18 protein-coding genes and 1 pseudogene are annotated in these 20,105 nt (G+C 40.5%); 6 read left to right on the top strand and 13 right to left on the bottom strand.

The features are described from left to right. Positions 1 to 496 (top strand): annotated as a pseudogene (locus tag EGN73_RS05975) (transposase); the annotation flags it as partial. A 291-nt stretch (positions 497 to 787) separates the two neighbouring features. Here EGN73_RS05975 and EGN73_RS05980 read toward each other — a convergent pair. The 3 genes from EGN73_RS05980 to EGN73_RS05990 form a co-directional block, all read right to left on the bottom strand. After that, positions 788 to 1,411, bottom strand: coding sequence for a thioredoxin family protein (locus EGN73_RS05980; RefSeq protein ID WP_219287637.1), 624 nt, complete (start codon positions 1,409 to 1,411; stop codon positions 788 to 790). Between the two features lie 7 nt (positions 1,412 to 1,418). Next, entirely contained in the window at positions 1,419 to 1,898 is a 480-nt protein-coding gene (locus EGN73_RS05985; protein WP_219287638.1) for a TlpA family protein disulfide reductase, read from the bottom strand. A 632-nt stretch (positions 1,899 to 2,530) separates the two neighbouring features. Beyond that, a complete protein-coding gene (locus EGN73_RS05990) occupies positions 2,531 to 3,436 on the bottom strand; it encodes a M28 family peptidase (protein ID WP_219287639.1) in 906 nt (301 codons plus the stop codon). 70 nt (positions 3,437 to 3,506) lie between these two features. On the opposite strand from EGN73_RS05990, the gene EGN73_RS05995 reads away from it, so the two are divergent. Further along, the gene (locus tag EGN73_RS05995) at positions 3,507 to 4,502 is read left to right on the top strand and encodes an NTPase (RefSeq protein WP_219287640.1); all 996 of its coding nucleotides are present in this window, start codon (positions 3,507 to 3,509) and stop codon (positions 4,500 to 4,502) included. A 78-nt stretch (positions 4,503 to 4,580) separates the two neighbouring features. Here the strand turns inward: EGN73_RS05995 and EGN73_RS06000 are convergent, their stop codons facing one another. From EGN73_RS06000 to EGN73_RS06015, 4 genes are all read right to left on the bottom strand, one after another. After that, the gene (locus EGN73_RS06000; protein WP_219287641.1) at positions 4,581 to 4,838 is read right to left on the bottom strand and encodes a DUF6952 family protein; all 258 of its coding nucleotides are present in this window, start codon (positions 4,836 to 4,838) and stop codon (positions 4,581 to 4,583) included. Then, a complete protein-coding gene (locus EGN73_RS06005; RefSeq protein ID WP_219287642.1) occupies positions 4,819 to 5,133 on the bottom strand; it encodes a thioredoxin family protein in 315 nt (104 codons plus the stop codon). The genes EGN73_RS06000 and EGN73_RS06005 overlap by 20 nt, the downstream gene beginning before the upstream one ends. Positions 5,134 to 5,230: 97 nt before the next feature. Further along, positions 5,231 to 5,800 (bottom strand): inosine/xanthosine triphosphatase, encoded by a 570-nt coding sequence (gene yjjX, locus EGN73_RS06010; protein ID WP_219287643.1) that lies wholly within the window; start codon positions 5,798 to 5,800, stop codon positions 5,231 to 5,233. A 99-nt stretch (positions 5,801 to 5,899) separates the two neighbouring features. Further along, on the bottom strand, positions 5,900 to 6,607 hold the full coding sequence (locus tag EGN73_RS06015; protein ID WP_219287644.1) for a YebC/PmpR family DNA-binding transcriptional regulator: 708 nt from the start codon (positions 6,605 to 6,607) through the stop codon (positions 5,900 to 5,902). Positions 6,608 to 6,747: 140 nt separating this feature from the next. Between EGN73_RS06015 and EGN73_RS06020 the strand changes: the two genes are divergently transcribed. After that, positions 6,748 to 8,094 (top strand): NAD(P)/FAD-dependent oxidoreductase, encoded by a 1,347-nt coding sequence (locus EGN73_RS06020; RefSeq protein WP_219287645.1) that lies wholly within the window; start codon positions 6,748 to 6,750, stop codon positions 8,092 to 8,094. On the opposite strand, the gene EGN73_RS06025 is transcribed toward EGN73_RS06020, so the two are convergent. Next, positions 8,083 to 8,535 carry a gamma-glutamylcyclotransferase family protein gene (locus tag EGN73_RS06025; protein WP_219287646.1) on the bottom strand — a complete coding sequence of 151 codons (453 nt, stop codon included), beginning with the start codon at positions 8,533 to 8,535 and terminating at the stop codon, positions 8,083 to 8,085. The two genes, EGN73_RS06020 and EGN73_RS06025, sit on opposite strands and share 12 nt — an antisense overlap. A 166-nt stretch (positions 8,536 to 8,701) precedes the next feature. Between EGN73_RS06025 and EGN73_RS06030 the strand changes: the two genes are divergently transcribed. Next, positions 8,702 to 9,151, top strand: coding sequence for a DUF4890 domain-containing protein (locus EGN73_RS06030; RefSeq protein WP_219287647.1), 450 nt, complete (start codon positions 8,702 to 8,704; stop codon positions 9,149 to 9,151). A gap of 192 nt (positions 9,152 to 9,343) precedes the next feature. On the opposite strand, the gene EGN73_RS06035 is transcribed toward EGN73_RS06030, so the two are convergent. The 5 genes from EGN73_RS06035 to mutY form a co-directional block, all read right to left on the bottom strand. Further along, entirely contained in the window at positions 9,344 to 10,819 is a 1,476-nt protein-coding gene (locus EGN73_RS06035; RefSeq protein ID WP_219287648.1) for a glutamate synthase subunit beta, read from the bottom strand. Between the two features lies 1 nt (position 10,820). Then, entirely contained in the window at positions 10,821 to 15,311 is a 4,491-nt protein-coding gene (gene gltB, locus EGN73_RS06040) for a glutamate synthase large subunit (RefSeq protein ID WP_219287649.1), read from the bottom strand. 406 nt (positions 15,312 to 15,717) lie between these two features. After that, positions 15,718 to 17,067 carry a gliding motility-associated protein GldE gene (gldE, locus tag EGN73_RS06045; protein ID WP_219287650.1) on the bottom strand — a complete coding sequence of 450 codons (1,350 nt, stop codon included), beginning with the start codon at positions 17,065 to 17,067 and terminating at the stop codon, positions 15,718 to 15,720. Between the two features lie 63 nt (positions 17,068 to 17,130). Further along, positions 17,131 to 17,583 carry a single-stranded DNA-binding protein gene (locus EGN73_RS06050; RefSeq protein ID WP_219287651.1) on the bottom strand — a complete coding sequence of 151 codons (453 nt, stop codon included), beginning with the start codon at positions 17,581 to 17,583 and terminating at the stop codon, positions 17,131 to 17,133. A gap of 51 nt (positions 17,584 to 17,634) precedes the next feature. Then, positions 17,635 to 18,705: an A/G-specific adenine glycosylase gene (gene mutY, locus EGN73_RS06055; RefSeq protein ID WP_219287652.1), complete on the bottom strand. Its 1,071-nt coding sequence runs from the start codon at positions 18,703 to 18,705 to the stop codon at positions 17,635 to 17,637. A gap of 160 nt (positions 18,706 to 18,865) precedes the next feature. Here mutY and EGN73_RS06060 point away from each other — a divergent pair, with 160 nt between their 5' ends. Together EGN73_RS06060 and EGN73_RS06065 are read left to right on the top strand one after the other, a co-directional pair. Beyond that, a complete protein-coding gene (locus EGN73_RS06060) occupies positions 18,866 to 19,174 on the top strand; it encodes an HU family DNA-binding protein (protein ID WP_219287653.1) in 309 nt (102 codons plus the stop codon). A 20-nt stretch (positions 19,175 to 19,194) separates the two neighbouring features. Further along, on the top strand, positions 19,195 to 20,013 hold the full coding sequence (locus EGN73_RS06065; protein ID WP_219287654.1) for a tetratricopeptide repeat protein: 819 nt from the start codon (positions 19,195 to 19,197) through the stop codon (positions 20,011 to 20,013). The last annotated feature ends 92 nt before the right edge of the window (positions 20,014 to 20,105 follow it).

Genomic DNA, 20,105 nt, shown 5'->3' on the forward strand with positions numbered 1-20,105 from the left:
AGTAAGAGGGAAAGAAAAAAAGCCTGTGGAGTTCGGCGCCAAAGCCCACATTCTTCAGGTTGATGGCCTTACTTTTATTGACAAACTGGATTTCAATGCCTTCAACGAGTGTACCAGACTTAAGCTGTCGGTAGCCAAACATAAAAGGTTTTTCGGCCCTGCAAAACAGCTTGGAGCTGACAGGATCTATGCTACCAACAAAAACCGTGTATTCTGCACTGGAAAAAAGATTTTTACCTGCTTCCCTAAAAAAGGTCCTAAAAAACTAAGCAAAGCTGAAAAAAACCTGAGCTCGGAAATATCCAAACAGAGGGCCACTGTTATGGAAGGTGTTTTTGGAACAAACAAAAACTTTTACGGTCTGGGTAAAATCAAGGTCAAAGGGGAAAAGAGGGAGAAGCTGATGATTTTTTTTGGTATTATGACGGCCAACGCTGTTCTGATCGCTAAAAGAAGGAAAGCCAAAGAAAGTCCAACTAAGCAAAAAGCAGCCTAGAAAAGCATCCAAAAAGCAACTTTATGGGATAGGTGTGCCCATACGGAAAATCCAGGTCATTTTCATACAATACCTGACCGTTAATTGTACTTTTTCAACCCTAAATTGACTCCTGGATCAAGGGTCTTATACATAAAAAAAGAAAGTAGGATTTAGTTTCAACCCTACTTTCTAATTCCGGAGGAATTTTCCAAGAAGCCCTATTTAGATACTTCTTGATATTGTTTTGGAATACCCATTTGTATCAGAAATTGAAGCTCCTGGTAAAGTGATGTATAATAATGATTTTTTTTATTCTGCTTTGGTCCACTTGATAGTACAACCTATTGCTTTGGTTGTCTGATTGGCTACAGGCTGTCCGTTCATAACCGCTGCTAGTGCTTCCTCCACATACCTTTCTGTCACCGCTGAGGCATCCTGATAATTGTTGTCTATTGCTCCTATGTATTTGACCTTGAAATCATTTCCTTCTTTGTGCAATAGGTAGACATGCGGCGTTCTGGTTCCTCCATAGGTTTTGATTACTTCCTGACTTTCGTCATAAGCATATGGAAAGGTGAACCCCTTATCCTTTGCTCTTTCCTGCATTTTTTCAAAGCTATCCCCTGGGCTTGCTTTGGCATCATTGGAATTGATTGCAATCACCGGGTATCCTTGAGAAGCATATTTATTGTGCAGTTCAATCATTCTGTCCTCATATGCCACTACATAAGGGCAAGTGTTACAGCTGAAAATCACTATAGCTCCTTTTGCACCGTCAAGTCCGGTCAATGAGACTGTGGAACCATCCGTGGTTTTAAGGCTAAAGTCTTTAGCATTATCCCCAATTTTATAACCTTGGCTGTCTTGGGCCTGCACAAATTCCTGAGCTGCCAGGAATAACACACTGAATAGAAATAAACCGATTTTTTTCATTGTCTTATCATTTGAGTTGCTTGATCATTTCCTTTAATTCTTCCTCAGTCACTTCACCTTCATGAAAAAATCTACTACCATCAGGTTTTACAAAAAGCGTAGCGGGTATGGCTCCAGACCATGAAGGATCTACTTTATCTATCCATTTATTGTAGTCTACATCATTGAGTAAATAAACAGGAGAAGAGACATTCCTTCTTTCCATAAATGTGGTAACCCTTTCTGGCTTTCTTCCATCGTCCATGGAAATAAAAATCAGATCTAATTTTGGATCCTCATCCTTCACTTTTTGGAAATAAGGCATCTCTTTGACACATGGGGCACACCAAGTTGCCCAAAAATTGAAAATTCTGATTTTATCCGATTTTTCATTTGTCATTTCCTCAAATTCAGGAAAGCTGATAAGTTGTAACTCTTTATTGGATTGGTCAGAAATAAAACCAAAAGACAATAAAAGTGTGACTAATGATGAAATGATAAGCTTCATAAGAATTTCACTTAGGGTGTTAAAATTGCATTATTCCAATTCATTCCTAGATAATATATTATTTACTGGTTTTTTAGAATCCCGCTACACAAGGATTTGAACTAAGACATTCTAAAAAAGCAGAATATTATTCTATTATGATAGGTCAAACACCTTAACCAAAATGGTAACGAAAGCAGAAAAAACTTGTTCAGCCATTCATAAAAAACATTGAATTTTAAGCAATTTCAAGGATACAAAAAAGCAAGCTTTTTTTATCCACATTTATCCACACTTATCCACACACCTTTAAAAATTACACATATTTCGTTGATTTTCAGACCATTAACAATTAAAAAGAAATGTCAAAATTGTGGATATCTGTCTGTAAATGAGTTTTTTACACATTGGGATTTTTTTTCATAAGTGGATAAAGTAGACAAACCGAATATTCTTCTTTTTTAAGTCATCTTGGATAAGTCTAATCTTTAAACAACTATAAAAAAGTTGTTTATTATATGTTTGCTTAGATCGTTTTAGAACTAAACTGAAATTTAAAAATTAAAAGAAAGCGCGAATGTAAGCCATGGGCTGTATTGGCACTTTCTAAGGTCAATTTTGAATTTATAGGTGGTGACCGATTTTTGCCTTTTTTACCAATCCATTTGGTCAAACTCCCTTAAAGACCGAAGTATCAAACCCACCGCATTTACAAAAAAATCAGGATCTATATTCTCAAATGTATCTGTCTCTTTATGATAATCTTCATGGTCATCTACACCGAAATAGATGAAAGGTATTCCCTTTTTATGAAAAGCGGCATGGTCAGAAGCAGTAGTCCAATCCTGCAAGTCCCCTTTGGGATCATCATGGCCAAAGGACAGGGTAATCGGAGAATCTTGGGAAACCTTTTCCAATGCAGGTTTTAAATTCGGGTAATGGAATGTACCTACTGCCCATAGCACCTGATCATCACTTCTGCTTACCATATCCATATTGATATTCAGTACCACTTGCTCTACAGGAAAAGGAAAGTCATCTACCAATGCCTTGGATCCGTGTTGACCCATTTCTTCAGCGTCCAGGCCTACAAACATCATGGAATGCCTTGGCCTGTTTTTGGAAAAATGTTCTGCCAATGCCAACAAAGCTGCTGTCCCAGAAGCATTGTCATCTGCACCGTAAAAAATCTTGTCGCCACGCTTACCCAAGTGATCATAATGAGCAATGACCACAATCAGTTTCTCTTTTTCTTCTCCTGGAATAAAACCAACTACATTGGCTCCGTCTTTATATTCCTTCATTTCCCTTCTGTTGAAAAATGAAAATTTTTGGACATACCCTGAATACTGGGAAGTCAATTCCAGTTCCTGAAACCTACTCACGATAAAATCCCTTGCCAGGGCACCACCTATAGAACCGGTCTTTCTGCCTTCAAGCTCTTCTGAGGAAAGGTACTTTAAGTCAGAGAGTAATTTTTCCCTGTCAAAATTCTGGGAAAAGGTGGTAGAAATGATAAGTGATGTAAAGAAAATAATTAATCCTGCGGTTTTTTTCATATTACTGCGCTAAATTGTACGTTATCTTTGTCATAAAAGTAGCAAGATTTAATTGCCCGAATCGACTCACATGAAATATCTTTCAGCCTGCTACCTGTTTTTCGTTTCCATTTTTGCTCTACAAGCACAGGGAGGAATACCTGAACCTTTCCTCAACGGAAAGTCAATAGTGCTGATATCAAATGCACCTTCTGCAAGACCTATTCTGGACTGGAAAGAAATCGCAGAGGGTCTGCATTCCGGCTTGGTAGAAGCCGGAGGAGACCCGGTAGGGTATTTTGAACTTGAAGACCTGACCTTATCAGAAGAAGTTCAGACAGCCTATGCCAATCAATTTAGCAAAAGATTGGTTACTTCAATAGTAATCCTCACCAGAAAAGCCAACGGGGAATTTATACTACATATTGCGCCTTACTCGGGCAGCAGCAGCATTGTGAACAGCACCACGGCATGGTCTATAAGTGGAAAAAATTTAGAAAACATCCGCGAAACACTTATCCAAATCGGTCAAAGTATAAGCTCTCAAAACTACTTGGTCTTGGAAGTCCCGGAATATCCGGAGGCGGCTTCTGGCCAATCAACGGCCAGCGCTAGGAGATTTCTACCCCGAAATCCCCTCAACCTGGATGTGTTTAAGCTTGGTGTTCAACTTGGAGGAGCGGTGGGTGATGCCGGAATTCTAAGCAGCTTCAGGTATGACCTATTAGGAAAATCAGAACAAGCCATAGAAGCAGAGCAAAAAGCAGAAAAAGAAGGACTTCAAGGAATATTTGAAACTTATTATCCTCACTCAGTGGAATACCTCAGCACCTCCAAGACAGATGCAGAGCTATTAAGGGACAGGGTTCAATTTTTACTGGTCAAGGTAGAAGGAAGGGAAGCAGACTTGATGGAGAGCATGGGTTTGGACCCTTCTGGACTTAAGGACCCCAGCAGGATAGTGGTGAAATATTATATCAGGCTTATCGTAAGAGATGAATTGTATTTAGGCCCAGAATGGGATGCAGATCCGGACTGGAGGACAGCACTTAGCAATTTTCTGAAAAACCTATCCATCAATCCATAAAAAAAGGACCTTCCGGTCCTTTGGATAAGCTTTTAAATTGTAGAATTTGGGTGATTAGACAACTTTCAGCTTAATTTTTTACTTGTCAATAGATCCTGTAACCCTTTTCATGAAGGCATTCATGGCTTCTTTTTTATCCATACCATCTTTGATCATTTTGTTGACTTCGAGCGTACCATACAAGTTGGACAGCAGTTCTCCCATTACTTCCAATTCATCATCCTTTAAGGAAGGTATCTCGGTCATGTTTTCGAGGAGCTCGATGGTTTCATTTACCCAATCCTCATCATTCTCTTCGATAAAGGACAGGACATGCTTAATTATCGGCAATCTCATTGATAAGGGATTTTAATGCGTCTTCTTTATTGGTTTGGATTTGGTTGACCAAAGTACCGCCTTTGAATGCTGCAAAAGTAGGAAGGTTAGTCACTTGCGCCAGTTTCCTTGACTCGGGAAACTTTTCCGCATCGGCATAAATAAAAGTGATACTTTCAAAATCACCCGAAAGCCTCTTAACTTTGGGCTTCATGATTCGGCAGTTTCCGCACCAAGTTGCACCATATTGAACCAATACAAGTTCATTATCAGCTATGATCTGATCTAGGTTATCTGATTCTAATTCCTGTAACATTATCTAAAATTTTAATTTCCTTTATTTGAAGTCACAAAAGTAGTGACTATTGACTTCATAATCCAATTGATAATCTCTATCGCTTATTGAAAACACTTTAGTAAAGGTCTTCATGTAAAAAGGGGATGAGGGCCAGCACTACCGCTTGCTGATAATATTCTTTCCTATCGATGGCCCCCTTTGTAAGTATGCCAACAGCGCCACTTTCCTCCTTTGAGTTCTCTCTCTGAAATACTTTGTCATCTGCATCTCCAAGTTCCATTCCACCGTCAACAAGTTCTGAAATCGCTTTTGGTAAGATAAATGAGGCAGTTTTTGCTTTTCCCATATTGTTGTATTTATCCAACACTACAATCCAGGCAAAAGCTACCATTTCCCCATTGAAATGGTCGACACCACCCTCAATACCCACCCAAAAATCTGCTTCGGGAAAAACAGCTTTGGAGTTTACAGCCCTGTTGGTTGCACCTTTCAGTGTTTCTTCATCGCCTACAGGTTGTGCTGTTACGCCCGAAGATACATTTAAGCCTTCTACAAGAAACGAATAGGGGAGTGCCTGGTGAAAACCAAGCTCTGTACATTCTATTTTCACTGGGTTTTTGCTACCCACGATGACCAGCTGTTGCCTTACGCTTTGCTGTATATTCTTTCTTTTTGGAAATGCCATTTCAAAATAAATTTCAAATCCTGATTGCACTTTTATGGTCCTTCAAAAATTTGGCAATCAGGGATCAAAGAAAAAGGTCTAAGTCTTTCTTAGACCTGCTTATGCCATGTTTGTAAAAACTTGGTTGACGTCATCGTCTTCTTCGAGCTTTTCAATTAGCTTATTGATATCTTCTTCCTGTTCTTCTGACAATTCTACAGTGGTCGTAGGAAACCATTGGAAGTCCGCATTGATGATTTCGATATTCTTATCTTCAAGTGCCTTTTGCATTTTTCCAAAATCTTCAAATGCTGTATAAACAAAGATTTCTCCTTCATTTTCTGCCACTTCTTCCAATCCAAAATCAATAAGTTCCAACTCCAACTCTTCCAGATCATGTTCGTTATGCGCAAATCTGAATACCGCCTTTTTATTGAACATAAAACTCACGGAACCGGATGTACTCAAAGAACCATTGGCTTTTGAGAAATAACTTCTGATATTGGCGACAGTCCTGTTGGTATTATCTGTGGAAGTTTCTATGATGACAGCCACACCGTGTGGTCCGTACCCTTCATATACAAGTTCTTCGTAGTCTTTTTCGTCCTTATTGGAGGCCCTTTTGATGGCAGCTTCAATCCTATCTTTAGGCATAGAAGCACCTTTGGCATTTTGAATGATCGTCCTGAGTTTTGAATTATTTGCCGGATCAGGTCCTCCTGCCTTTACGGCCATTACAATCTCTTTCCCAAGTCTTGTGAAAACCTTGGACATTTGGCTCCACCGCTTAAATTTTCTTTCTTTCCGAAATTCAAATGCTCTTCCCATTACTGATTGTTTTTTAAAAGGTCGGTAAAAATAAGAAATCTTTTCGTAAGGTTAAGAATCAAAAATCAAGGATAGGTGTTAACCTTACAGTATCGGTAATATCTATTAAAGGCTCTTTTGTCAAAACAACCCTGACTTTTATGATAACAATACAAGAACTCACTCCGATCCCCAATATACCCCAAACAGATTCCAAAAGAATAGTAATTGTTGGAGCCGGTTTTGCCGGTCTCAAACTGGCCCAAAAACTCTCCGGGACAGGATATCAGGTTATTTTGCTTGATAAAAACAATTACCATCAATTTCAACCACTACTGTATCAGGTAGCAACAGCTGCCCTGTCACCAAGTGCTGTTTCATTTCCATTGAGGAGAATTTTTCATAAGACAGACAACGTTATTTTCAGAATGGCAGTGGTCAGAAAAGTCGACAGAGAAAAAAAGTTGCTGGAAACTAATCTTGGGCACCTGAACTATGACATATTGGTAATGTCACAAGGAGCCAGTACCAATTTTTTCGGAAATAAAAATATTCAGGAAAATGCAATTCCGATGAAATCCACATCTGAAGCACTTTACATCCGAAACAAAATCATTTCTAATTACGAAAGGGCAATTAATCTTTCTAACGTGGAAGAGAAAAGACCCATTATGAATGTAGTGATAGTCGGCGGAGGGGCAACAGGAGTGGAGCTTGCAGGCGCCATAGCAGAACTGAGAAACCATGTATTTCCCAAAGACTACCCACAGCTCAGCTTTCAGAATATGAGAGTCATACTTATTGAAGCAGGCCCTGTTTTATTGAGCGGTCTCAGAGAAAAATCCCAGGAGAAAGCCAAACTCTACCTTGAAAAACTAGGGGTGGAAGTCAAGTTAAATACCATGGTGGAAGATTATGACGGCTTTACAGTAAAAATTCAAGACCAAGAGCCTATCAAAACAATCACATTACTATGGGCTGCAGGAATCAAAGCAAATCTGCTTACAGGTCTTGACCCGGTGCAAATAGCCAAAAATGGAAGGTTGATCGTAGATGAGTACAACAGGTTGATCGGAGAAAAGGACATATACATATTGGGAGATCAGTGCTTTCAAAAAGAGGAAAAATTCCCTAATGGTCATCCGCAGGTAGCGCAGGTAGCCATTCAGCAGGCATCCAATTTGGCCAACAACCTAAAATCGGATTTGAAAGGAAAAGATTGGAAGCCTTTTAATTATAGGGATCTTGGATCTATGGCTACTGTAGGTAAAAAAATGGCTGTGGTGGACTTACCTTTTATCAGCTTTCAGGGAATTTTTGCCTGGCTGGTATGGCTATTTGTTCACTTAATGGCCATCCTAGGTGTAAAAAACAAGCTTATAATTTTTATTACTTGGGCATGGAAGTATTTAGCTTTTGATCCCAGTCTGAGGCTTCTTATCAGACCGAAATATGTCAAAAGAAACAAAAGAGAATGGTTATTGGATCAAGATGAGTTAGAGGAGTGATTGGGTGATTCCGGCCCTGTTCATGATTTGGGAGAGGTAAGTAGCCGGGATGCCACAATCCAAACCACCTTTATAAATGGTCTCCCAATAGGACTTGGCAGGGAATATTCCTTCCTGGATATGTTCAGATACAAACACAAATGCCTCAATGGCGCCTTTCGCAGTATTTATTTCTTTTTTGACAAACTCATAGCCTGGCTCTGAAGTAAGAAAGTGTTCTTTTGCAGATTCAGAAATCTCGAAAACTACCCCATACACCGATTCGTTTGGGCTGGGAACAATATTGGCCCTGGCAGATCCATCAGGATTGCGAAAATTGAAACGGAAGCCGTATTGAGGCAATAGACCCAATCCAACTTTTGAAACAGTAGCTCCTACACGGCTATCCAATGTAGCTACATCAAGGTTACTTGCATACGCGAAGTAGTAAATCTTCCCCATTCTTTAATTAAGATTTATTAACATTTTAATTCAAAACTGGATTAAACCTGCATCACACTTCACAGTCTAATCAACAAATCCCTCGCAACAGATACAGCTTAGCCTAGGAAAGCCTGCTGTCTCAGGGACAAGTTAAAAATTGATTTTCATTTAAAAAGATACAGACATGAAAAAGCTATTGATGATTGCCGCAATATTTTCTTTGACTTTTGCCACTGCATTTGCTCAGAGAGAAAACCCTAGAAAAATGCCAAGCTCTGAAGAAAGGGCTGAAAAGTCAGCAGAGAGGTTGGCGGAAAGACTGGAACTGACAGAAGCTCAGAAAAAACAGGTTTATGAGCTTAACCTTCAGACAGCTGAAGCCAGGAAAGCTCAGATGGAAGCCAGAAGAAACGAGCTCAAGCAGAACCGCGAAGCCCACAAAACCCAGATGGAAGCAATTCTATCACCAGAGCAGGTAGAAAAGTGGAACGAACTGAGAGAAGAAAACAGAAAACGTGGTGCTGAAATGAGAAAGGGGAATGAGGAGCGTAGGAAGCAATTTAGAAAAGGTGGCCCTCACAAAAAAGGCTCTAGGCATGATGGACCTAGAGCTTCTCACCGAGAGCGCTCATAATATTAAATTTTCATAGATAGGTTGGTTAATAAACCCGGAAGGGATACAATGAAAAAAAGCAGGTTTTTGGCCTGCTTTTTTTTGTAAAAAGAAAAGGTCATCAACCTGATCTTTTTTTAGTCAGCCAGTGGTGGCTGGTCAAACTAAACTTACTATCACGCTTACTCTTATTTTAGGCTTATTGCTTCATTTTTAATCTGTGAGGATATCTTCCTCCACTTCATAGTATCCTTCATCCTTCCTCGGCAAAGATGAGCTACCCATTAAAAATTCATCCACTTTTACCGCAGCCTCCCTACCTTCTGAAATGGCCCATACTACTAAAGATTGGCCTCTGCGCATATCTCCGGCCAAAAACACTTTTTTGTTAGTACTTTGGTATTCTCTGGATTTAGGAAGAGAGTTTTCAAGTGTTTGAACACCAAATGCTTCAAGCAAACCATTTTTGGCAGGACCTGTATATCCTATTGCCAGGAATGCCAGGTCACATGGCAGAGTTCTTTCACTACCTGGTATTTCCACAAACTGCATTCTTCCATTTTCTTCTTTCCACTCAATATCCACGAGCACCAGCCCGGTCACTTCTCCCTTTTCATTTCCCACAAACTCTTTGGTAAGAATAGAAAAGACCCTTTCGGCACCTTCCTCATGGGATGAGGAAGTCTTTAGGGTCATAGGCCATTCCGGCCAAGGATTCAGCACGGTTCTCTGTTTCGGTGGCTTTGGCAACAACTCCAACTGGGTAATACTCTTCGCTCCATGTCTATTGGACGTTCCAATACAATCCGAGCCTGTATCTCCACCTCCTATTACTATCACATGTTTATCTTTGGCAGAGATGGGATTTTCTTTTAACTCTTCTCCTACTACTTGATTTTGTTTTCCCAAAAACTCCATGGCAAAATGCACACCTTTAAGGTCTGCTCCTTTTATATTCAACTCCCGAGGCTGTTGGGCTCCGGTTGCAAGTAGGACGGCATCATAATTTCGCAAGATATTTTCGGCTTTGATATTAAAGCCTACATCAGTACCATTGCTGAAGATCACCCCTTCATCCTCCATTACTTTTAGCCTGCGGTCAATCACCCATTTTTCCAGTTTGAAATCCGGAATTCCGTACCTAAGTAAGCCACCTGGCTTTTGATCCTTTTCAAATACTGTCACTTCATGTCCTGCTTGATTCAATTGGTCTGCAGCGGCAAGTCCTGCAGGACCCGATCCGATCACTGCTACCTTTTTCCCTGTCCTGTTTTTAGGAGGATTGGCAATCACATGCCCGTTTTCGTAAGCCTGCTCTGCGATATGTTTCTCTATCAGCTCAATGGTGACAGGATCTTTATTGATTCCCAATACACAAGACGCCTCACATGGCGCTGGGCAAATTCTACCGGTAAACTCCGGAAAATTATTGGTACTGCGCAGGATATGGTAAGCCTCTTCCCATTCATGCCTGTAAACCGCATCATTGAAATCAGGAATGACATTGCCCAAAGGGCAGCCCTGATGACAGAAGGGAATGCCACAATCCATGCAGCGTGCTGCCTGATTGTTGAGTTTTTCCCCATCAAAAGGTTCATATATCTCCTTGTAATCCTTTATTCTCTCCTCAGGCTTTCTGGACTGAGGTAATTCTCTTTTATATTTGATAAATCCTTCTTTAGCTCCCATCTTAAATCAATGTTGTTGATTTCTCCAATGCTCTTTTTCTCAATACTTCTTTATAATCCCGAGGGATAACCTTTACAAACTTGGTCTTGTACTCTTCCCAATTGTCAACAAATTCAGTTCCTAACTCACTTTTAGTCAGTGCCACGTGTGTAATCAGCTTTTGCTTGATCGTCACAAAATCATCCTCGTTTAGAGGATCTAGGTCGACCATCTCAGTGTTAATCTGATCCTGATAAGACTTAAGAATATAGGCAATTCCTCCGCTCATACCTGCCGCAAAATTTCTTCCTATCTCTCCAATATTGATCATCAGCCCACCTGTCATATATTCGCAACCATGATCACCAATACCTTCCACTACAGCCTCCACGCCGGAGTTTCTAACACAAAAACGTTCTCCTCCTTTGCCATTGATATAGGCCTGACCGGAAGTCGCTCCATAAAACGCCACATTTCCGATGATGATGTTCTCATGGGCAAGGAACTTGGAGTTACGGCTTGGATAGACAATCAGCTTACCGCCTGAAAGCCCTTTTCCGAAGTAGTCATTGGACTCTCCCTCCAGTTCGAAGGTGACTCCTTTAGTCAAAAAGCCTCCAAAAGACTGTCCCGCTGAGCCTCTAAATTTATAGTGTATGGTATCCTCAGGTAGACCTGGACTTCCAAAAATTTTGGATATTTCGTTGGAAAGCATCGCTCCCACAGTTCTGTCTGTATTTTTTATCTCGAATGAGCCTTTGACGGCATTGGCCTGTTCCAAAGCCGGGGCAGCCTGTTTGATCAGCTTTCTGTCCAGTACTTTTTTGAGCTCAAACTCTTGATCAATCTGCTTATAAACTCCAACATGGTCCGGAACTTCCACTTTATGAAATACCGGCGTAAGGTCTACTTTATCCCATTTCCAATGATTAAGCTGAGATACTACTTTGAGCACATCACTCTGTCCGACCATTTCATCCACCGTATGGAAGCCTAAAGAAGCCATTATTTCACGAAGGTCTTCCGCCAGGAATTTAAAATAGTTGACCACATGATCTGGGTCTCCGGTAAATAACTTTCTCAGCTCGGGGTTTTGTGTAGCTATGCCTACAGGACATGTATTCAAGTGGCATTTCCTCATCATTATGCAACCTTCGACCACCAAGGCTCCGGTAGAAATGCCCCATTCCTCAGCCCCCAAAAGAGTAGCGATGGCCAAGTCTCTGCCTGTTCTGATCTGACCATCAGTCTGTAGGACTACACGGCTTCTCAGGTTGTTTTTCACCAAGGTCTGATGCGCTTCAGAAAGCCCAAGCTCCCAAGGCAATCCAGCATGACGGATAGAACTTAATGGAGAAGCTCCTGTCCCTCCATCTGCACCTGAAATGAGTATCACGTCAGATTGTGCTTTGGCAACACCGGCCGCTACAGTCCCTACTCCGGCTTGAGATACTAGCTTGACGTTAATCCTTGCTTTTCTATTGGCATTTTTCAGGTCATAAATCAACTGCGCCAAATCCTCAATAGAATAGATATCATGGTGTGGGGGAGGGGAGATCAACCCAACCCCTGGAGTAGAATGCCTTACCCTGCCTATCCAATCATCTACTTTGTGTCCGGGCAATTGGCCGCCTTCCCCAGGCTTGGCACCTTGTGCCATTTTGATCTGAAGCTCGTCGGCATGGGAGAGGTAATTACTTGTCACCCCAAACCTACCGGAAGCCACCTGCTTGATCGCTGATCTTTCCCAATCTCCATTTTCTTTTCTCTCAAATCTGATTTCATCTTCCCCGCCTTCTCCAGAATTACTCTTAGCGCCTATTCGGTTCATGGCTATTGCCAGAGTGGAATGCGCCTCATGGGAAATCGAACCAAACGACATAGCTCCTGTGGCAAAACGTCTCATGATGGACTCTGCAGGCTCCACCTCTTCCAAAGGAATAGATATTCTCTTTTTAAATTCAAATAAGCCCCTCAGTGTCAATGCATCCCTAGTCTGATCATTTATTTTCTGGGCAAATTTCTTGTACAATTGATAATCCCCAAGGCGGGTGGATTTTTGAAGTAAGTGGATGGTCTCAGGATTGAAAAGGTGTTTTTCACCTCTTCTCTTCCATTGATACACCCCTCCTGCTTCCAAAATTGGACTCTCAGTCTTGTAGGCAGCATGATGCCTGATGAGAACTTCCTCTGCTAGCTCGTCAAATGAAATTCCAGATATACGGCTTACTGTGCCTTTAAAACACCTGTCAATCACTTCAGGACCTAAACCGATTGCCTCAAAAATCTGGGCACTCTGATAAGATTGTAGGGTGGAAATACCCATTTTGGAAAGTACTTTAAGCAAGCCCTTTCCTATGGCATTTTGATAATTTGCAAATAAGTCTTTCTGATCAAGCTTTTTGCTCAAGGCACCCTTTTCGTTCAAAAAAGCGAGTGATTCCAAAGCTAAATATGGATTGATAGCTGAAGCCCCATAGCCGATTACCGTCGCAAAGTGGTGGGTTTCACGTATATCTCCTGCTTCTAACACCAAGCCGGCTCTGGTTCTCAGTTTCTTCTTAATAAGGTGATGGTGCACCGCCCCAATCGCAATAAGTGAAGGGATGGGAGCATGGCTTTCATCACTGTTTCTATCAGAAATAATGATGATATTCTTCCCGGCATAGATTGCCCCTTCTGCCTGTCTGCAAAGATGATCCAAGGCTTCTAATAACCTGCCCGGCTGATGGTCAACTTCAAAATGGGCGTACAATGTCACCGCACGATAACCTTGATCTTCCAGGTGCTTTAATTTCTCCAAATCCTCATTGAGCAATACCGGCTGTGAAATATGGATCTGCCTGGTATGTCTCGGGCTTTCTGCAAGGATATTATGGCTTTCTCCTATCCTTGTAAATAGTGACATCACCAACCTCTCCCTGATAGGGTCGATGGGTGGATTACTTACCTGCGCAAAAAGCTGCTTAAAATAATTGGAGATGTGTTGACTCTGCTTGGATAAAACTGCCAAAGGTGTATCCGCCCCCATTGATCCAATAGGTTCATAACCAGTATCTCCCATAGGAGCCAAGACAACTTTAATCTCTTCTGCAGTGTATCCAAATACCGTTTGTCTCTTTTTGATATCTTCAAGTGAATAAGGATTTTCAAGCGTCTTGGGATCCGGCATCAGCCTGAGTTTCAACCTTTCTTCTTTGACCCAGGAGTCGTATGGTTTATTGTCACAAACCGTGGACTTGATTTCATCATCATAGAAAATCTTACCTTTTTGTAAGTCAGCAAGAAGCATACGTCCAGGACTGATGCGTCCTTTATCTGTCACAGTCGCCTCTCTAATAGGTAATGCCCCTGCTTCGGAAGAAAGAATCAGCCTGTCATCACTGGTAACAAAATACCTCAAGGGCCTCAAGCCGTTTCTGTCAAGTGTAGCTCCAAGAGATTTACCATCGGTAAACAACAGGGCCGCAGGTCCATCCCATGGCTCCATTAGGGCTGCATGGAATTTATAAAAAGCTTTCCTATCCTTATCCATGGTCTGATTGTCCTGCCAGGCTTCGGGAACCAACATCATCATCACATGAGGAAGTGACCTGCCACTCAAAGTCAGCAATTCCACCATGGCGTCAAGGTTGGCAGAATCTGAATTAAGCTTATTGGTGATGGGCATCAGCTTACTGAGCTCATCATCTGTAAAATAAATAGACCTCATCAGGGTCTGCTTGGACTTCATCTTATTGAGGTTACCCCTGATGGTATTGATTTCACCATTGTGCGAAAGGTACCTGAAAGGCTGGGCCAAACGCCAGTTGGGAAAAGTGTTGGTCGAAAATCTTGAGTGAACAATCGCCAGACCAGAGGTAATTTTATTATTTTGAAGATCCTTATAAAATGGCAAAACCTGATCAGTTCTCAGCTGACCTTTATAAATTAAAGTAAAGGCGGAGAAACTGGCAAAATAAAAAGCAGAGTTAACACCGGGAATAGTCTGGTTGATCACATTTGTAGCATAGTTTCTCAACACGTACAGTTTTCTTTCCAGGTCTATGTCACTAAGACCGTCTTTGTGCTTGACAAATACCATTTCAATATTTGGCATCACCTCAAGCGCACCGGAACCAGGCACAGTTTCATCTACAGGTACTTCCCGGTAGCCAATTAATTTAAAGCCTAGCTCATCAATGATCTTTTTAAGCTGCTCTTTGGATTTCTTATAAAGTTGCTTATTTCTCGGAAAGAAAGTCATTCCTACTCCATAGCTTCCCTCTTCTGGAAGATCAAATCCAGCTCTTGAAGTAACTTCTTCCAAAAATGTATGCGGTATCTGTATGAGGATGCCTGCACCGTCTCCCGTCTTAGGGTCACTTCCGCGACCACCCCTGTGCTCCATGTTGCTCAACATGAACAGCGCATCGCTGATGGTTTCGTGACTTTTTACCCCCTTTACGTTGACTACTGCTCCAATCCCACAGGAATCGTGTTCAAATTCCTCACGATAAAGTCCTTGATTCATGTATGTTTGGTTTAATATAGGTTTAATCAAATTGGATGCAAAAATTACAAAAAAATTTCCTTTTATTAAAACCAACACAAAAAACAGGGTATTAAAATGAATAGTTTACATATAAATAGGCCATTTTTTAAATTAAAAGAAATTAAATTATTGGTTTAAAAATTAACCAGAATTTAATGAATCTATACAATTATCAATTTATTGGGATATAAAAAGAAGCTAATGATTTATTTTTTACACTAAATCATGAAAAATCAGTTGATCAGATATTAATTTAAAAATTTTTGGTCAAAAATGAATGTTTCTTTGTGAAGTAAACGTTTTCAAAAAAATAGAGGATTCATTATGAAATCAATAATGTTGTAAAATGATAAAAACTCAAAATATTATTTTGCAATAAAAATCGTTAATCTTGGTTATCACCCTCCATTTGCTTCTCATTTTCTACCAAATGAACTTTGACTTTTTTAATCCGTCTTGCATCGACTGCCAAAATGGTAAACTCATATTTACCGAATACAATCTTGGCTCCGTTTTTTGGAAAATTAGAATTCAATTCCAAAAGCAAGCCTCCAAGAGACTCACTTTCTCCTTTCACTTCGTCAAATTCCTGAGGTTCAATTTCAAGCTTTTTACAAAAGTCATTCAAAGACACTTTCCCCTCAAAAATAAAGGTATTGGAATCCAGCTCTTTAAAATAAAAATCTTCTGCATCATCAAACTCATCGTTGATTTCCCCTATGATTTCTTCTATGAGGTCTTCTAAGGTAACCAATCCTGAAGTACCTCCATATTCGTCCACCACGATTGCCATATGAACCCTTTTTAGCTGAAAGTCTTTCATTAGGCTATCCACTTTTTTATTTTCAGGGACAAAAAACCCTTTCCTAACTAGATCTTGCCATTTGAAATCTTCTCCCAGATCAATAAAGGGAAGTAGGTCTTTAATGTAAAGTATTCCTTCAATATTGTCTATGGTCTCTCTGAAAACAGGAATTCTGGAATACCCGCTTTTATTGATTTTATCCATCAACTCATGGAAGTCCATTTCTAGGTCTACGGCAGTGATGTCCATTCTGGATCTCATTACCTGTCTGACAGACAAAGTTCCAAAATTGACAATTCCCTTTAGGATATCTTTCTCTTCTTCGCTCGTATCCTCGGTTGTAATTTCCAAAGCTTGGTTGAGCTCGTCTACAGAAAGCGAAAACCCTCTTCTTTCTATTCTTTTTTCAATCACGTTGGAGACAGAAAGGAGCAAAAAGGACAATGGCTTCAGCACAAAGGAAAAAAAGTAAATAACCGGAGCCATCATCAAAGAAAACTGTACATTGGCTTTGGTAGCATACACTTTGGGTACTATTTCACCAAAAAACACAATGGCAAAAGTCACTCCGATTGTTTGTACCACTATTATAAGCAGTCCTGTAGCATTGTACCCAAACAGCGTCCATGCCAGAAAAGTGGTCAGCGTGACCATACCGATATTGATCAGGTTATTTAGAATCAAAATTGTACTGAGGAGGCTTTTAGGAGATTCTATGAGGGAGATAACCCGTGAAGCACGTGGGTCACCTTTTTCCTGAATGGAAGCGAGATCATCAGAATTGAGAGAAAAAAAAGCAATTTCAGATCCTGATATCAAACCTGAAGCGATCAGCAAAAACACGAAAATTACTGCATTCAACAAAAGATAGCTGGCCGAAACCGAATTGATTTCAGCCAGCAACATTATACTCGGGTATGGGTCGTCCATCAATTTTTTTAGATGATGATTGCAAAATTAAACATTTCCCAATCAATTCTTCAACTATTTGGGTCAGAAGGGCAAATCGTCTTCTTCCTGACCACCTTCTGAGACGGTACTTGGAGCAGAGACATTGCTCGGCTGCTGTCCATAATTACCTCCGCTTTGAGGAGCACCTCCTGAGGCACCATCAGGCCTTCCGCCAAGCATGGTAAAGCTCAGAACCCTGATTTTTACTCTTTTTCTATTATTTCCCTGATCGTCTTGCCAGGTGTCTGATTTGATTTTTCCTTCTACAAAAATCTGACTGCCTTTGCGAAGGTACTGCTCAGCTATCCTCGCCTGACCATCCCAAAGCTCCAGATCATGCCATTCCGTATTTTCTATACGGTTGCCTGTTTTGTCTTTGTATGCTTCTGTGGTCGCAAGTCTTAAGTTAGCAACTACCTTGTCGCCATCCAAATGCTTTACTTCCGGGTCAGCACCCAAGTTGCCTACTAAAATAACTTTATTTACTCCCGCCATAGTGTTGAAATTTTTAAGGTTTAACGAAAAGTTTATGATTAAAATTAAGAATTATTTTTCTTGGTTCAAATACTTCGAAATCAATCTGGGTTTACCAAGGTTTTCAAATTGCTCATCACTTACTAGTAGATAACCATGCTCTTTTGCCCATTGGAACAATTTATCTTTCTCCTTCTCATCAATCACAAACTTTACAAAGTTGGCAAAAATTCTTTGATGGGTAAGGATATGTTTGAAGATATGTGAAGATTCTTCGACATTTAATGTCACAAAATCTTCAAGACCATTGATCCCTCCTTCCCAATCGCACAGCTCATCCAGCGTTTTCTTTTCAATTTTGGGGAAATCATGCAGACCTTGCCAGATATCTCCTTCTTGCCTTTCTCTGATCACTATAAATTGACCACACCTTATATGTATGTACTTGAAAAATCTTTTTCTTACCTTTACTTTTTTTTCCTTTTTAGGCAAATCGCCAACATGATTGTTTATAAATGCAAAACAGGAATCGGCCAAAGGACAGACGAGGCAATCAGGGCTTTTAGGCACACATTGTAATGCTCCAAACTCCATTATGGACTGATTGAAAACATCTGGTACATCAGCAGGAATCAATTGATTTGCCAAGGTTTCGAATTCTTTTTTGCCTGCCGGTGTTGCAATGTCAGTGAAAATTCCAAAATACCTGGACAAAACCCTGAAAACATTTCCATCTACTACCGCGACCTGTTCTCCAAATGCAAAAGAAGCAATAGCTGCTGCGGTGTATGAACCCACACCTTTGAGTTTTAAGAGGTCCTTGTAGTTGTTGGGAAAAGTACCGCCATAGTCGTGGACTACCATTTTGGCACATTCATGTAGGTTTCTAGCTCGGCTGTAATACCCTAGACCCTGCCACAGTCTCATAACATCTTCTATGGGAGCATTGGCAAGGCTTTGAACATCCGGATAATGATCTAAAAATTTCAAAAAATAAGGTAGTCCTTGAGCCACACGGGTTTGCTGTAGGATAATTTCCGATAACCAAATGATATACGGGTCATTGGTATTTCTCCATGGCAAATCCCTATGATGTCTGGGATACCACTCCAATAAAGTATGGACAAAGGGGTGAATTCTCAAAACGGCAAGAAATTTAATATGAAGACAATGTTAAACAATTCAATCTTATTTTGTGCTTTTTGTTTTTATATTGGAATGCTTCCTTTAAATTTGCAGTCCCAAAATTAGTTGGTTAATAGGTCGTTAAGCTTATTTGATAATAATTTAAATTAATTAAACAGTGACTAAAGCAGAAGTAATCACAAAGATTTCGGATAAAACCGGTATTCAGAAAGACGATGTAACTCAAACTGTTGAGGCGTTCTTCAAAGTGGTAAAAGATTCCATGGCTGAAGGAGAGAACATTTACATCAGAGGGTTTGGAAGTTTCATCAACAAAAAGAGGGCTAAGAAAATTGCGAGAAATATCTCTCAAAATACAGCTATCGTAATTGATGAGCACTATGTACCGGCCTTTAAGCCATCTAAGGTATTCATAGAAAAAATCAAAAACAGTAAAAAAATCAAAGAACTAGCACCTCAGGATTAATCCTGAGTGCTTTTTTCCTTATGAAAAAATCCCAAATTATAGTTCTAGCTATCGGTGTTGTCAGCATTGCGGTGCTGTTTTCACTTCCTACGGCAGTAGTGGACAATGATGAAGGGGATACTCAGATCAGGTCGGAGGCAAGCACAGATGAAGAGACTCCAAGGAACCTTCATGAAGCGGAAATCTCTCAGGATGTGCGTGAAAGAATTGCTTCTCTAGCCATAAAACTGGAAGGCATTGAAGATAAGGAAGAAATCAGTTCTTTGGCAGACTTATTGGCTGAAGAGTACACCCAGGCGGGTAAATTTGACTCAGCAGCTTATTATCTCGAGCAAGCCGCTATCAAGATCGATGACGTGAAGCATTGGGAAAAAGCAGGGTCTGCCTATTATGAGGCATATACATTTGCCTTAAATGAACAAAAGATAGCTTTGCTTGCAGACAAGACTAGAAGCTACCTGAACAAAGTGTTGGATAAAGATCCTTCACGTCTGGATTTGAAGACCAAAGTGGCCATGACTTATGTGTCTTCCAACAACCCTATGCAAGGCATTACCATGCTTAGGGAGATATTGGAAGAAGATCCCACTAATGAAGACGGTCTCTTCAATATGGGCGTATTGTCCATGCAGTCAGGCCAATACAAACGAGCTGCAGAAAGGTTTGAAGAACTTGTGCGTTATCATCCCGATAACATACAGGGCCAATTCTACCTAGGAGTCAGCTACTTTGAATCCAAACAAACCAATAAAGCAAAAAAACAATTTCAGGAGGTCAAAAACATGACCCAAGACCAAATGGTATTGGCAAGTGTGGAAAGCTACCTGGAGAGGTTATAAACAATTTGTTCCACTTAAAATCTTTAAAACTATGCCTTGCGGTAAGAAAAGAAAAAGACATAAGATCGCTACGCACAAGCGTAAGAAAAGAC

It is taken from the genome of Arthrospiribacter ruber (assembly GCF_019343195.1).
GTDB lineage: Bacteria > Bacteroidota > Bacteroidia > Cytophagales > Cyclobacteriaceae > Arthrospiribacter > Arthrospiribacter ruber.